The sequence below is a fragment of the Agrobacterium tumefaciens genome (genome assembly GCF_005221325.1).
In the GTDB taxonomy this organism is placed as follows: domain Bacteria; phylum Pseudomonadota; class Alphaproteobacteria; order Rhizobiales; family Rhizobiaceae; genus Agrobacterium.
The window spans coordinates 1,288,611-1,303,025 of sequence record NZ_CP039888.1; the positions used below are offsets into that span (position 1 = coordinate 1,288,611).

Sequence of the window (14,415 nt, forward strand, 5' to 3'; positions counted from 1 at the left end):
GCAAATTGGTTGGATCAATACACGAGACGGCAATAACGCTACTTCAACAATCATATCGAGCCGCCAACCGCCCTGGATTCCGAAAAGCGATCCAGCAACTTCAATGGGATGAAGAAGGATGGGGTGACGCGTCAGAACCAACCTCTTGGGAGGACTTCCTAAAAATAGGAGAGGTTTGGAAAGAGGGTATTATTCCTGACCTTTGGTTCATCGATACAGACGTTATGTCGGTAGTCTGCATTGAAGTTGAACATGCTAGCCGAATTAACGACAGGAAATTTGAATCATATAAAAATCTGTGGTGGCATTTAGATGAATTCCATTGGGAACTGCATCTATTAGTGTCTGATCGATGGTGCAATCTGACGCCAGTCCCCATCCATCGGTATACCGCGATGGGAACAGCAGATTTGGAAAACCACCATTTGGGCGCTCTCATAAAAGTGGAGCGTGAGAAGAATGAAATAATGTTTGAATTGAGCAAGATATATTGCATCTCAGATATTTCCGCGCGTGAAATGCAACGAGCAAAATGGGTAGAGAAATACCCGCGTTTTACATTCGAAAAATTTCAAGAAGAAACGCGTATCAATTCGCACGAGTTGCAGTCATCAGATCGAGCCGGTAAAGAAGGAGATCAGAGATGAATATGTCGGGAACGATCCGCACCGGTATCGGCGGCTGGACTTTTGAACCCTGGGAAGGCACGTTTTATCCGGAAAAACTGCCGAAGAAGCGCCAGCTGGAACATGCCAGCCGGCAATTGACGGCAATCGAGGTGAACGGCACCTATTACAGCAGCCAGAAGCCGGAAACCTTCGCCAAATGGGCCTCCGAAGTGCCCGAGGATTTCATCTTTTCGCTAAAGGCGAGCCGCTTCGTCACCAATCGCAGGGTTCTGGCCGAGGCGGGTGAATCCATGACGAAGTTCCTGACGCAGGGGCTGACGGAACTCGGCTCCCATCTTGGCCCTATCCTCTGGCAGTTCGCTCCCACGAAGAAATTCGATGCGGATGATTTCGGCGCCTTTCTGGCGTTGCTGCCGGAAAAACAGGACGGCATTTCCCTGCGTCATGTGGTCGAGGTGCGCAACGAGACATTCCAGGTGCCGGAATTCATCGATCTCCTCGCCAAACACAAGGTCGCCATCGTCTGCGCCGATCATCACGATTATCCGATGCTGCCGGATGTGACCGCCGATTTCGTCTATTGCCGCCTGCAGAAGGGCGAGGACGATATCAAGACCTGTTATCCGCAGACCGGGATCAGCGACTGGGCCAAACGGGTCAAGACCTATGCGGCGGGCGGCGTGCCTAACGACCTACCGCTGATCGCGCCCGATCGGAAGGTCGAAAAGACACCGCGCGACGTCTTCGCCTTCTTCATTACCGGCGGCAAGGTCAATGCACCCGTGGGTGCACAGGAACTGCAAAAAGCGGTCTGAGCCCTCTCAGCCCGCCAGTTCTTTCGCGGGGTTGAAATCGATGGCGGCAAAAGCTGCCTCGATCACCTCCGGCCCCGCACCCGGCCGGGTGGCGTCGCTGGAGAGGATTTGCCGGAAACGGCGCGCGCCCGGCATGCCCTGAAACAGGCCGACCATGTGGCGGGTGACGTGATTGAGACGTCCACCTGCGGCAATATAATCGGCGGCGTAAGCAATCATCGCGTTCCGCAGCGCCATCCAGTCATATTGGCGGGCTTCCTCGCCATGGATGCGATGATCGACATCGGCAAGGATTGAGGTGTTGTGATAGGCGGCCCGGCCAAGCATCACGCCGTCCATGTGTTTCAGGTGTTCACCCGCCTGATCGAGATCGGCGATGCCGCCATTGATGCCGATGAAGACGTCAGGATTTTCCCGCTTCATGCGATAGACGAGATCATAATCAAGCGGCGGCACCTCCCGGTTCTCCTTCGGCGAAAGCCCCTGCAACCAGGCTTTGCGCGCATGGACCCAGACCGCATCCGCACCGGCCGCCACGACCCGCGCCAGAAAATCCGGCAACACCGTTTCGGGCTCCTGATCATCGACGCCAATGCGGCATTTCACCGTCACTGGCACGCTCGCAACCGCCTTCATCGCCGAAATACAGTCCGCCACCACCTCAGGCTCGCGCATCAGGCAGGCGCCGAAGGTGCCGGATTGCACCCGGTCCGAAGGGCAGCCGACATTGAGGTTGATTTCGTCATAACCGTAATCACCGGCAATCCGCACCGCCTCGGCAAGCTTGGCAGGATCCGATCCACCAAGCTGCAGCGCAACGGGATGTTCCTGGGGGTGGTAACCGAGCAACTTCTCGCGCTGGCCATGGATGATGGCATCAGCAACGATCATTTCGGTGAACAGCAGAGCGCGCTTCGACAGTTGCCGATGCAGAAATCTGCACCTCGTATCGGTCCAATCGATCATCGGGGCCACGGCGAAGATTTTTTCGCCGCTGGCAAGCGCTTGTCTGTACATGGATAAACCTCTTTGCGCCGGCTTCTACAGCAAAGGACTGCAAAAAGCCAGTTTCGCCCGCAACAGCATTTTGAACTGGAAATCGCCCCGGAATCGCGGGACAAGACTTGCAGCTTCAAGAGACGACAGGAAATCCCCATGGCCGCCACAGTCATCCCCGCTCCGAAACCCGTTCTGCTGCCCGTCGAGGGCACGGAAGACACATTCCCCGTTCGGCGGGTCTATTGCGTCGGCCGCAATTATGCCGATCACGCCATCGAGATGGGCCACGATCCCTCGCGCGAGCCGCCCTTTTATTTCCAGAAGAACCCGGACAATCTGCTGCCCGCTGGCAATGATTTCCCCTACCCGCCACTGTCCTCCAACGTGCATTACGAGGTCGAGTGTGTCGTGGTGCTAAAGAGCGGCGGCGCGGATATTCCGGCGTCAGAGGCGCTGAGCCATGTCTGGGGTTACGCCGTCGGCATCGACATGACCCGCCGCGACCTGCAGGACGGGCTGAAGAAAATGGGCCGCTCCTGGGAGGGTGCCAAGGCGTTTGAATATTCAGCGCCGGTTTCGGCCATCGTTCCCGCCGATAAAATCGGCCATCCCTCAACCGGCGCGATCTGGCTCGATGTCAACGGCGAACGCAAGCAGACCGGCGATCTCGCCCAGATGATCTGGAAGGTGCCGGAAGTGATTGCCGAGCTTTCCAAGCTGTTCACCCTTGCCGCCGGCGACGTGATTATGACCGGCACGCCGGCCGGCGTCGGCCCGATTGTACGTGGTGATCGCATCGAGTGTGGCGTCGATGGCGTCGGAAAGCTATCGGTCACGGTCGCCTGATCGCTGTCGATGGATATCCAGAGGGAGGACACCACCATGCCGATTTACCGCCTCGCGGACAGGGTGCCGCAGACCCCCGCCGCGGATCGCTACTGGGTTGCGCCCGATGCCAATGTCATCGGCTCGGTCACACTCGGTGAGGATGTCGGCATCTGGTTCGGTGCGACGCTGCGCGGCGATAACGAGCCGATCAGCATCGGCCGTGGCACCAATATTCAGGAAGGCGTGATGGTGCACAGCGATCCCGGTTTTGCCGCTGTTATCGGCGAAATGTGCACCATTGGCCACCACGCCATCGTGCATGGCTGCAGTATCGGCGACAATTCGCTCATCGGCATGGGCGCGACGATTTTGAACGGCGCGAAGATCGGCCGCAACTGCCTCGTCGGCGCCAACGCGCTGGTGACGGAGGGCAAGGAGTTTCCGGATAATTCGCTGATCGTCGGATCGCCGGCGCGGGCTATCCGCACGCTGGATGAAGAAACCGTGGCGGGCATTCGCCGTTCTGCGGAAAAATACGTCGAGAACTGGAAGCGTTTTTCGAAGGAGTTGGCGATCATCGAAAAATGATCGATGGCGGGCAACGATGCCCGCCCTTACAATTGGCGCTATGCCGCGCAGGCAGCGCAGAGGCCGCGGATTTCAATGGTGGTCTTTTCCGCCTTGAACTTGCTGTCCTTCACCCAACGCTCCAGACGGTGATCGATCTCGTGATCGTGAAACTCCGTCACCTGCCCGCATGATTCACAAATGGCGAATGCCACGGTTCCATGGTGCTGCGAGCAGCATTCGGCCTGCGTATGCGTGCAGGCGACAAAGGCGTTGAGGCTTTCCAGCCGGTGAACGAGACCGAATTCCACCAGTTTTTCCAGCGCCCGGTAAACCTGCAGCGGCGCGCGGAACCCGTCGTCGCGCAGCTTGTCGAGGATCATATAGGCGCTGAGCGGCTGATGCGCATTTGAGAGGGCGTTCATGACCAGCGACTGGTTCTTGGTGAGGTTCTGCTGGGTCTGCGCATTCATGGCTTGCCTCCTTCATCCGCGGAGCGGGAAAAACCCGGCGCCGGCAACAGGCTTATAACGAACAGGATCACCGCAGCAACCACGATGGACGGGCCGGACGGCGTATCATAGGTGAGAGAGCCGAACAGGCCGCCGACAACGGCGACCGCTCCGATCAGAGAGGCCACGACTGCCATCACCTCCGGTGTGCTGGAAAAACGCCGCGCGGTGGCGGCGGGTATGATGAGCAGCGAGGTGATGAGCATGATGCCGACCACCTTCATTGCAATGGCGATCACCAGCGCCATCAGCAGCGTGAAGATGAGCTTCGCCCGTTCCGGGTTCAACCCCTCGGCTTCCGCCAGCTCTGTATTGACGGTGGAAGCGAGTAACGACCGCCACAGGAAGACCATCGAGACGATAACCACCAGCCCGCCGCCCCAGATCAGCGCGATATCGCTGCGCGTCACGGCAAGAATATCACCGAACAGGAACGAGACGAGATCGATGCGCACCCAGCTCATGAAGGCGACGATGACAAGGCCGATCGCCAGCGCCGAATGGGACAGGATACCAAGCAGCGCATCGGAAGAAAGCGCCTGCCGCCGCTGCAGGAAAATCAACAGGATGGAAACGGCGGACGCCACCAGAAAAACGCTGACGATGAGGTTGAGCTGCAACAGCAACGAGAGCGCCACGCCGAGCAGCGCCGAATGGGCCATGGTGTCGCCGAAATAGGCCATGCGCCGCCAGACGACAAAACAGCCGAGAGGGCCGGCGGTAAGCGCGACACCGATGCCGGCGACCATGGCGCGAATGAAGAAATCGTCAAACATGGCGTTCTCCCTGCCGCTGGTCGTGGGGTGCGTGGTCTCCATGGTCATGGTCATGGTCATGGTCTTGGCCGCAGCCGCATTCGCCATGCTCATCCTGGTCGTGCCCATGGTCATGATGATGATCATGCCCGTGATGATGCCCATCCTCGGGATGGCAATGGTTCGTCACCGTTCCATCCGCATGCTGCACACGGCCATCCGGCAGATGGGTGTGATCGTGATGGTGGCTATAGACCGCCAGCGCCTTGGCCGCCGTGCCGCCGAACAGCCGCATATATTCCGGGCTCTGGCTCACCGCCTGCGGCGTGCCGCGGCAGCAGACATGGCCGTTCAGGCAGATCACGGTATCGGTTTCCGCCATCACCACATGCAGGTCATGCGAGATTAACAAAATTCCGCAATTATTTGAATTTCTGATGTTTTTGATAAGATCATAAAGCGCGATCTCGCCGGAAAAGTCGACACCCTGCACAGGCTCGTCGAGAACCAGCAGATCGGGCTTGCGGGCAATCGCGCGAGCCAGAAGCGCCCGCTGGAACTCGCCGCCGGAAAGATGCTGCACCTCGGCATTGGCCAGATGCGCGATGCCTGTCGCATTGAGTGCCGCATCAATTTCACGGGCGGCAAGCGGCCCGGTCAGCGTCATCAGCCGCCGCACGGAAAGCGGCATGGTCCAGTCCACCGAAAGCTTCTGCGGCACATAACCAACGCGCAGACCGGCCTTGCGCGCGACCTTGCCTTCGCTCGGTTTCAGCACGCCGATCGCCATTTTCGCGCTAGTGGATTTGCCGGAGCCGTTCGGGCCGATCAGCGTGACGATCTCGCCTTTGCTGACGGAAAACTCCACGCCGCGCACCAGCCAGCGGCCGTTGCGTTGCACGCCGGCATTGGCAAGGGAAACCAGTATTTTGTTGCCCTCAGGGGCTGAGTGAAGCATGGGATTGTCCGTTCGGCGATGTTGCCTACCGCTATTGCATACGTTATAGAGTTACGCAATAAATGTAATAACATAACTATACTTGTTCAAGTGGAGTGCATTTCATGAAATCGATCCTGATCCCGCTCATGGCGTCGGTGGCAATAGCGGCCGCCGCTTCGGGGGCCACCGCCGCGCCCGATGTCGTGGTCTCGATCAAGCCTGTCCACTCCCTCGTTGCAGCCATCATGAAAGGCGTGGGCGAACCACAGCTGATAGTCGACGGCGCGGCCTCGCCGCACACCTATAATCTACGGCCCTCCAATGCGCGCAAGCTCGAAAAGGCTGATGTGGTGTTCTGGGTCGGGCCCGGACTGGAAGTCTTCCTGCAAAAGCCGCTGGAGGCACTGGCCAGCAAGGCGACCGTGGTGGAACTGGACGATGCCAAGGGTCTCGAGAAACTGCCCTTCCGCGAAGGCGGCCCGTTCGAAGCACATGACCATGGCGAAGAAGACCACGAGGCGCATGACGGCCACACCGAAGGCGAAGGTGCGCATGATCACGCACACGACCATGCCGATGCCGAGGAGCACGAGCACGGCGCCTATGACACCCATCTCTGGCTGGACCCCGCCAACGCCAAGGCCATGGCCCAGGCGATCGAAACGGCGCTGATTGCGGCCGATGCCGGCAATGCCGCGACCTACCAGGCCAACACCAAGAAGCTGATCGATGATCTAGATGCGCTCGACGCCGAAGTCTCTGAGACGGTGAAGCCGGTAAAGGACAAGCCCTTCATCGTCTTCCACGATGCCTATCAATATTTCGAGCACCGTTATGGCGTGAAAACCGCAGGATCGATCACCGTCAGCCCCGAAACCCTGCCGGGTGCGGATCGCGTCAAACAGATGCAGGAGAAGGTTCGTCAGCTGGGCGCGACCTGCGTTTTCGCCGAACCGCAATTCGAGCCGAAACTGGTCTCGGTCATCACCGAAGGCACGGCAGCGAAATCGGCAACGCTCGATCCGGAAGCGGCGACACTGGAGCCCGGCCCCGATCTTTATTTCAAGCTGATGCGCGGCATTGCCGGTTCGCTCAAGAACTGCCTGTCCTGACACGAACTCCGTCGCCGTCATTCCGGCCTTGAGCCAATCTTACCGGAGAGCTGGCCTACGGCTTCGGCGCCATCGAAGACCAGACTGGCCCGCTGATGCTCTGCAGCGTTTCCGCAGCTTCACCGTTGATGCGGGCCAGCAACGCCTTGGCAAGCTCCCTGCCCGCCAGCTTGATGTCCTCATTGACGGTGTGGATCTGCGGCTTGATCCAGTTCAAGAATTCGGCAGACTGTTTCGAAACGATATCGACATCCTCGCCGATCTTCACACCGGCTGCTTCGAAACCTGCCACCAATGCGATGGTGCTGCTGCCGCTAATCGAGACGATCCCGTCGGGCCGATCCTCTGATTGCATCAGCGTCCGACCGAAATCCCGTATTTTCTCGAGCGGTGTTTCGATGGTGATGGCGTCCAGGGGAAATTCGGTAAGCCCGAAATCCCTGATCCCGCGGTTGAAACCCTTGCGGGCGTGGTCATGGAACGAAAAGCGCGATGGCGGCACGATGACCGCGATCCTCTTTCGCCCGCATTGCGCCAGCCGCTCGACTGCCTCATAGGCGTAGGCCTCATTGTCGAAATCGTGGAAGGCATGTTCGATGCCCATATCCGAGCGCCCATGGGTGACAAAGGGCATGTTGCGCTCCGTCATGAAACGCACGCGCGGATCATTGGGCTCGATCTTGGAAATAATAACCCCATCCGCCGAGCCGGTCTCGAGGATGTAACGGATCGGCACCATGGAATCCTTGGCATGGATGTGGGGTGTGACGACAAGGTGATATTGCGTGGTGGAGAGAACCTCGGTGATGCCGAACACCATCTGGCTGGTGAAACCCATCAGCTCTTCATCAACACTCAGCACCAGTGCGATGACATTGGTCTTGCCGGTGCGAAGGCGCACGCCGGCGCGGTTCGGCTGGTAGCCGATCTGCCGGGCGATCAGCCGCACGCGCTCCTTGGTCTCGGCGCCGATATCAGGCGCATCCTTCAATGCGCGCGAGACGGTGGTGATGCCAAGGCCCGTCATATAAGCGATAGTCTTCAGGGTCGGGCGCTCGCCCGTCGTCGCAGGAATGTCGCCCCCGCCGGATTTGCCAGTATCGTTCATGTCATTTCGCCACACTTTACCGAACGATAATCATAGATAGCTTTTGCGCCGTTGCAAAGGCAAAGGTCTCCGTCTCATGGCCGGTCTTTTCCACGTATCCGCCAATCCGGCTATAACGATATAGATCGAGAAAATATTTCCCGTCCTCCGCTCCTTCCTCAGAGCCGCGAAATTGCAGATATAGACGGACATCACTCCTGATTATTGAGATTATATATCCGGTATAAATATCTAATATAAATACATAAAATACAAAAAAATTATTCCATAAGACTTCTCCATTCTACTCAGTAAACGTCCGGCATTTTTCAGGCACCTCCAGGCCATTCTAAGGAATGACGGGAGGATTGTTTTACGGTAACGTTGCCGGAGGGAGGAAGTCGCAAAGCCGGATAAACATGTCGCGGCCGCTTTGCGCCCATCCATCCTCCCCAGATTCTGACACAAGCCTGCATCATTATGCCGGCCGTCTCGTTGAATTCTTATTATGCAGGGTCCGATCATGATTTCTTCCTCCACGCCCGAAACCGTCATCGATCTGGCCGGGCTCTGGCGCCTGGCCTCGGCGGAAGGAGACCATGCCACCGAGCTTTCCATTCCCGGCGATATTCACTCCGCGCTCAAAAATGCCGGCATCATTCCCGACCCCTATCACGGCGCCAATGAGAAGGCCGTGCAATGGGTCGCACAGCAGGACTGGATCATCGAGCGGACCTTCATCCTTGATGATGCCGAGACGAGCTGGTATCTCGATATCGATTATCTCGACACGGTCGCCATCGTCTTCGTCAACGACATCCCGATCTTGAGCGCCGACAATTGCTTCCGCCGTTATCGGCCCGATATTTCCCGTGCCGTGCGGCCGGGTGAAAACACCATCCGCATCCACTTCCACTCCAACATCACGGCCGGCGCAGAGCGGCAGGCGCGGCAGCCTTTCTACATTCCCTATCACCCAGGCAACTCGCCGATCGCCAATGGTAACATGCTACGCAAGCCGCAATGCCATTTCGGCTGGGACTGGAACATCGCCATTGCGCCGCTTGGCCTTTACGGCAAAATCCTGCTGAAACGGCTGGATACCGCCCGCATCGAACACGTCGTCACCTCGCAGCACCATGCCGAAGGCGGCGTCGAGCTGCATGTGGCCGTCACGCTCTTTGCCGAGGGACCGGCAAGCCTGCCGGTCTATCTTTCGCTGGGCGATGAAAGGCTGCGGCTGGATTGCGGCGTCGGCGCAGGCGAAACGGTGGTTCGCCATGTCTTCTTCGTGGAAAATCCCGACCTCTGGTGGCCGGCCGGTAGTGGCGAGCAGACGCTCTACACGCTCACGGTGGAACTGCCTGACGAAACCGTCACCCGCCAGATAGGCTTCAGAACCATCGAACTGCTGACGGACAAGGATGAGGCCGGCAGCCGTTTCGCTTTCCGCATCAATGGCCGGGAAATCTTCTGCCGCGGCGCCAACTGGATTCCGGCCGACGCGCTCTATTCGCTGACCAGCCGGCAAAAGACCGAAGACCTTCTCTGCTCCGCGGTCGAGGCCAATATGAACATGATCCGCGTCTGGGGCGGCGGATTTTATGAGGAAGACTGGTTCTACGATCTCTGCGACCGTCTCGGCCTTCTGGTCTGGCAGGATTTCATGTTCGCCTGCAATCTCTATCCCTGCAGCGAGGACTTCCTCGACAATGTCGAACACGAGGTCGATTACCAGGTGAAACGCCTGTCCTCTCACCCTTCCATCGCGCTCTGGTGCGGTGATAACGAGCTGGTGGGCGCGCTGACCTGGTTCGATGAATCCCGCAATAATCGCGACCGCTATCTCGTGGCTTATGACCGCTTGAATCGCATCATCAAAAGAGCCCTGAAAAAAGCCTCTCCCGAAGCGCTCTGGTGGCCATCGAGCCCCGCCTCGGGTTATCTCGATTATGGCGATGCCTGGCATGCGGATGGTTCCGGTGACATGCACTACTGGTCCGTCTGGCACGAGAACAAATCCTTCGACAATTATCGTTCGGTGAAACCGCGTTTCTGCTCAGAATTCGGTTTCCAGTCCTACACGTCGATGCCGGTCATCCGCACCTATGCGGAAGACAAGGACATGAACATCGCCTCCCCGGTCATCGAGCTGCACCAGAAGAATGTCGGCGGCAATGAGCGGATTGCCGGCACCATGTTCCGCTATTTCCGCTTCCCCAGGGATTTCGAAAACTTCGTTTACCTCAGCCAGGTCCAGCAGGCGCTGGCCATCCGCACCGCCGTGGATTACTGGCGTTCGCTGAAACCCCATTGCATGGGCACGCTTTACTGGCAGCTGAACGATACCTGGCCGGTGGCCTCATGGTCGAGCCTCGATTATGGTGGCGGCTGGAAGGCGCTGCATTATGCCGCCCGCCGGTTCTTCCAGCCGGTCACGGTCTCGGCCATCCCTTCGGAAGATGGACGCCGGGTGAATTTCTCCATGGTCAACGACACGGCGGAGGATGTCGAGATCGACATGAATATCGTCGCGCTCACCATGGACGGCAACCGCGTGCCGCTAAAATCCGCCAATGGCACATGCACGAGCGACAAGGCCGCGACACTGACCGATATCGACATGGACGCCCTGCCTGATGGCGCCATCCTTGCCTGGAACTTCATTGCCTCCAATGGCATGACCGGCGAAGGCCATCATGTGCGCGACACCTACAAGGCGCTGGAGCTTCAGCCGGCCGGGCTGGAATTTTCCGTCGGTCCGCTGAAAAACGGCCAGTTTGAAATCGATGTCACCGCCGCAGGTCTCGCGCTCTTCGTCATGCTGGAGGCAGACCAGCCCGGACGTTATTCGGATAATCTCTTCGATCTTGCCGCCGGCGAAACGCGTCGCATCATCTTCACCCCGAAGACAACCGGCCCTCAGCCGCATTTCCGCATCTTCGATCTTCATACCTGCCAATCCTCGCCCAATCCCAGCATTGAAACGAGGCGGATAAAGGCATAACCATCACTCAACAGAAGGACGGGCGCCACGCGCCTGCCATCGTCTATTCAAAGGGTTGCCGGGTTCTCCGGCAGCCAGTTATCAGCAAGTGGAGGAAGACCCATGGTTTGGCAACCGGCCGAAAACCGATACGCATCCATGAAATACAATCATTGCGGCAAGACCGGCCTGAAACTGCCGGCGATTTCGCTGGGGCTCTGGCACAATTTCGGCAATGATACGCCGCACCAGACCAAACAGGCCATTTGCCGCCGGGCCTTCGATCTCGGCATCACCCATTTCGATCTCGCCAACAATTACGGCCCGCCGCCCGGCAGCGCCGAAACCGCCTTCGGCGAAATCCTGAAGACGGATTTCCGAGGCTACCGCGATGAGATGATCATCTCCTCCAAGGCCGGTTACAACATGTGGCCCGGCCCCTATGGCGAATGGGGCAGCCGCAAATATCTGATATCGTCCTGCGACCAGAGCCTGAAGCGCATGGGGCTGGACTACGTCGATATATTCTACTCCCACCGTTTCGACCCCAACACACCGCTTGAGGAAACCTGCGGCGCGCTGGACCAGATCGTGCGCTCCGGCAAGGCGCTGTATGTCGGCATCTCCTCCTACAATTCGAAGCGCACGCGTGAGGCCGCCGCGATCCTGAAAGATCTCGGCACGCCCTGCATCATCCACCAGCCGAGCTATTCGATGATCAACCGCTGGATCGAGGAAGACGGTCTTGTCGATACGCTGGAAGAACTCGGCATCGGCTCCATCGTCTTCTCGCCGCTGGCGCAGGGCATGCTGACCACGAAATATCTCGGCGGCGTGCCGGAAGGCAGCCGTGCATCGCAGAGCAAGTCGCTGAACCCTGCCTTTCTCAACGAGCGCAATGTTGAGAACATCCGCGCGCTTAACCGGATTGCCGAGCGGCGCGGCCAGACGCTGGCGCAGATGGCGATTGCCTGGGTCCTGCGCGGCGGCCGCATCACCTCGGCACTCATCGGTGCAAGCCGTGTCGAACAGGTCGAGGATTGCGTGAAGGCACTCGACAATGCGGATTTCTCTGCCGAGGAACTGGCCGAAATCGACGGTTACGCCAAGGACGCGGATATCAATCTCTGGGCAAAATCAGCCGAACGTGTTTGATATTTGAAACAGGCTGCCCGGTATCCGCCGGGCGGTCTGATCACCTCAAAAATCGAACTAAAATCTCCAACTGAAAGATTAACATCCCAACCTAACCGTTAATAACCATTACATAAATGTAATTTTAAATTCAGTTTCCGTTCATTAGTTTATTCGTAAGTTCTCCTCATCGAAACACGAGAGGAAACTTCCATGAAAAAGTTCGTCACCATTCTTCTGGCAGCCACCGTTCTTGCAGCTCCGATGGCCCAGGCTCAAAGCCGCCACGACGATCGCCATCGCGGCGTCACCGTCGAGCGTCACGTCACCAAGAAGGTCATCGTCAAAAAGCATCGCTGGGACCGTGGCCAGCGCCTGTCTGCGGGCGAACGCCGTCATACGGTCGATCGCCGCGACTATCGCCGTTACCGCCTTGCCGAGCCGCGTCGCGACCAGCGCTGGGTGCGCGTCGATAACCAGTTCCTGCTCATCAACGCCGTCAGCGGCCTGATCGTCGGCCTTGCCGCCGCTCGCTGAGTAAACCCATAGCCGAATGGAAAAGGCCCGCTTTACGCGGGCCTTTTGTCGTTTATCGTTTCAGCCGATCAGAAAATGTCGGCGCCGCTGCCCCATGGGCCGTGCGGCTTGTCCACACCGTCGGTACGTTCGAAACCATGCGCACCGAAAAAGTCGCGCTGTGCCTGGATGAGGTTGGCGCTGCCGCGGCCACGGCGATAGGCGTCGAAATAGCCGAGCGCCGAAGCCAGCGCCGAAACCGGCAGGCCAGACAGGACGGCGAAGGAAACCACGCGGCGCAACGGCGCATCTGTATCCTTGACGATGCCGGAGAAAGCAGGCGTCACGATGAGGTTGGCCACATGCGGGTCCTTGGTGAAGGCCGAGGTGATCTCATCGAGGAATTCCGAACGGATGATGCAGCCGGCGCGCCAGATGCGGGCGATCGTCGGCATCGGCAGGTTCCAGTTGAATTCCTTGGAAGCGGCCGACATGACGGCGAAGCCCTGCGCATAGGCACCGACCTTGGCGGCGAGAAGCGCGCTTTCGAGATCAGCGATAAACGCCTTTTTGTCGGCGGGTGCTGCTGCAAGCGTCGGCAGGCCGAAGATTTTCTCGGCAGCCTCGCGCTCATCCTTCTGCGACGACAGGATACGGGCAGCCACGGCCGCCTCGATGGCGGTTGCGGCGACGCCCATGTTCTGCGCCTCGATGACCGACCACTTGCCGGTGCCCTTCTGGCCGGCCTTGTCGAGGATCAGATCGACCATCGGCTTGCCGGTGATCGGATCGGCGGCGCGCAGGACCTTTTCGGTGATCTCGATCAGGTAGGAATTCAGGCGACCCTTGTTCCATTCGGCGAACACATCGGCGATTTCGACGGCGCTCATGCCAAGGCCATCACGCAGGATGCCATAGATTTCGGCGATCATCTGCATGTCGGCATATTCGATACCGTTATGGATGGTCTTGACAAAATGGCCTGCACCGTCATTGCCGAGCCATGCCACGCACGGATCGTCATTATACTTGGCGGAAATGGAGGTCAGCACTTTCTCGACGCGCTTCCAGCTATCCTCTGTGCCGCCAACCATGATCGATGGTCCGTGGCGCGCGCCTTCTTCGCCGCCGGATACGCCCATGCCGATAAAGGTCAGCCCGCTGTCCTTCAGATTATCGAAACGGCGGATCGTATCGCGGAAGTTGGCGTTGCCGGCATCGATCATGATGTCGCCATTGGCCAGATGCGGTTTCAGGATTTCCATCTGCTGATCGACCGGATCGCCGGCCTTGATCATGATGATGATCGGGCGCGGAGGACGAATGGCGGCGACGAATTCCTCGATGGTTTCGCAAGGGATCAACTGACCCTGCAATTCACCCGCCTCGGCGTAGAATTTTTTCGTCGCTTCAGGGGTTCGGTTGAATACGGCAATCTTGTTGCCCTTTTCCGCGATGTTCAACGCCAGGTTCGAGCCCATGACGCCGAGACCGATCAAACCGATTTCTGCCTGTTCCAAGGGATGTGCCTCCAT

14 protein-coding genes are annotated in these 14,415 nt (G+C 58.4%); 8 read left to right on the forward strand and 6 right to left on the reverse strand.

What is annotated here, in order from left to right; genetic code table 11:
• Positions 1-5: 5 nt before the first annotated feature.
• Both CFBP5499_RS06755 and CFBP5499_RS06760 read left to right on the forward strand, forming a co-directional pair.
• Complete coding sequence (locus tag CFBP5499_RS06755) at positions 6-647, forward strand: hypothetical protein (RefSeq protein WP_080825090.1); 642 nt, start codon at positions 6-8, stop codon at positions 645-647.
• Entirely contained in the window at positions 644-1,444 is an 801-nt protein-coding gene (locus CFBP5499_RS06760; RefSeq protein WP_080825089.1) for a DUF72 domain-containing protein, read from the forward strand. Before CFBP5499_RS06755 ends, CFBP5499_RS06760 begins: the two co-directional genes overlap by 4 nt.
• A gap of 6 nt (positions 1,445-1,450) precedes the next feature.
• On the opposite strand, the gene dusA is transcribed toward CFBP5499_RS06760, so the two are convergent.
• The gene (dusA, locus tag CFBP5499_RS06765) at positions 1,451-2,461 is read right to left on the reverse strand and encodes a tRNA dihydrouridine(20/20a) synthase DusA (RefSeq protein ID WP_080825088.1); all 1,011 of its coding nucleotides are present in this window, start codon (positions 2,459-2,461) and stop codon (positions 1,451-1,453) included.
• 138 nt (positions 2,462-2,599) lie between these two features.
• On the opposite strand from dusA, the gene CFBP5499_RS06770 reads away from it, so the two are divergent.
• Positions 2,600-3,289 carry a fumarylacetoacetate hydrolase family protein gene (locus tag CFBP5499_RS06770; protein ID WP_080825087.1) on the forward strand — a complete coding sequence of 230 codons (690 nt, stop codon included), beginning with the start codon at positions 2,600-2,602 and terminating at the stop codon, positions 3,287-3,289.
• Positions 3,290-3,325: 36 nt separating this feature from the next.
• Entirely contained in the window at positions 3,326-3,859 is a 534-nt protein-coding gene (locus CFBP5499_RS06775) for a gamma carbonic anhydrase family protein (RefSeq protein ID WP_080827337.1), read from the forward strand.
• Positions 3,860-3,897: 38 nt separating this feature from the next.
• On the opposite strand, the gene zur is transcribed toward CFBP5499_RS06775, so the two are convergent.
• From zur to znuC, 3 genes are read right to left on the reverse strand one after another with little or no spacing between them, the layout of a single operon-like run.
• The gene (gene zur, locus CFBP5499_RS06780; protein WP_080825086.1) at positions 3,898-4,311 is read right to left on the reverse strand and encodes a zinc uptake transcriptional repressor Zur; all 414 of its coding nucleotides are present in this window, start codon (positions 4,309-4,311) and stop codon (positions 3,898-3,900) included.
• The gene (gene znuB / locus CFBP5499_RS06785; RefSeq protein ID WP_080825085.1) at positions 4,308-5,126 is read right to left on the reverse strand and encodes a zinc ABC transporter permease subunit ZnuB; all 819 of its coding nucleotides are present in this window, start codon (positions 5,124-5,126) and stop codon (positions 4,308-4,310) included. Before znuB ends, zur begins: the two co-directional genes overlap by 4 nt.
• The gene (gene znuC, locus CFBP5499_RS06790) at positions 5,119-6,063 is read right to left on the reverse strand and encodes a zinc ABC transporter ATP-binding protein ZnuC (protein WP_080825084.1); all 945 of its coding nucleotides are present in this window, start codon (positions 6,061-6,063) and stop codon (positions 5,119-5,121) included. The genes znuB and znuC overlap by 8 nt, the downstream gene beginning before the upstream one ends.
• Positions 6,064-6,167: 104 nt before the next feature.
• Between znuC and znuA the strand changes: the two genes are divergently transcribed.
• A complete protein-coding gene (gene znuA, locus CFBP5499_RS06795; protein ID WP_080825083.1) occupies positions 6,168-7,157 on the forward strand; it encodes a zinc ABC transporter substrate-binding protein ZnuA in 990 nt (329 codons plus the stop codon).
• A 55-nt stretch (positions 7,158-7,212) separates the two neighbouring features.
• On the opposite strand, the gene CFBP5499_RS06800 is transcribed toward znuA, so the two are convergent.
• On the reverse strand, positions 7,213-8,265 hold the full coding sequence (locus tag CFBP5499_RS06800; RefSeq protein WP_173986932.1) for a LacI family transcriptional regulator: 1,053 nt from the start codon (positions 8,263-8,265) through the stop codon (positions 7,213-7,215).
• 487 nt (positions 8,266-8,752) lie between these two features.
• Here CFBP5499_RS06800 and CFBP5499_RS06805 point away from each other — a divergent pair, with 487 nt between their 5' ends.
• From CFBP5499_RS06805 to CFBP5499_RS06815, 3 genes are all read left to right on the forward strand, one after another.
• Positions 8,753-11,251: a beta-mannosidase gene (locus CFBP5499_RS06805; protein ID WP_175416641.1), complete on the forward strand. Its 2,499-nt coding sequence runs from the start codon at positions 8,753-8,755 to the stop codon at positions 11,249-11,251.
• Between the two features lie 102 nt (positions 11,252-11,353).
• Complete coding sequence (mgrA, locus tag CFBP5499_RS06810; RefSeq protein ID WP_080825082.1) at positions 11,354-12,385, forward strand: L-glyceraldehyde 3-phosphate reductase; 1,032 nt, start codon at positions 11,354-11,356, stop codon at positions 12,383-12,385.
• Positions 12,386-12,577: 192 nt separating this feature from the next.
• Positions 12,578-12,901 carry an RcnB family protein gene (locus tag CFBP5499_RS06815; protein WP_080825081.1) on the forward strand — a complete coding sequence of 108 codons (324 nt, stop codon included), beginning with the start codon at positions 12,578-12,580 and terminating at the stop codon, positions 12,899-12,901.
• Between the two features lie 68 nt (positions 12,902-12,969).
• Here the strand turns inward: CFBP5499_RS06815 and gndA are convergent, their stop codons facing one another.
• Entirely contained in the window at positions 12,970-14,400 is a 1,431-nt protein-coding gene (gene gndA, locus CFBP5499_RS06820; RefSeq protein WP_080827334.1) for an NADP-dependent phosphogluconate dehydrogenase, read from the reverse strand.
• Positions 14,401-14,415: the final 15 nt, after the last annotated feature.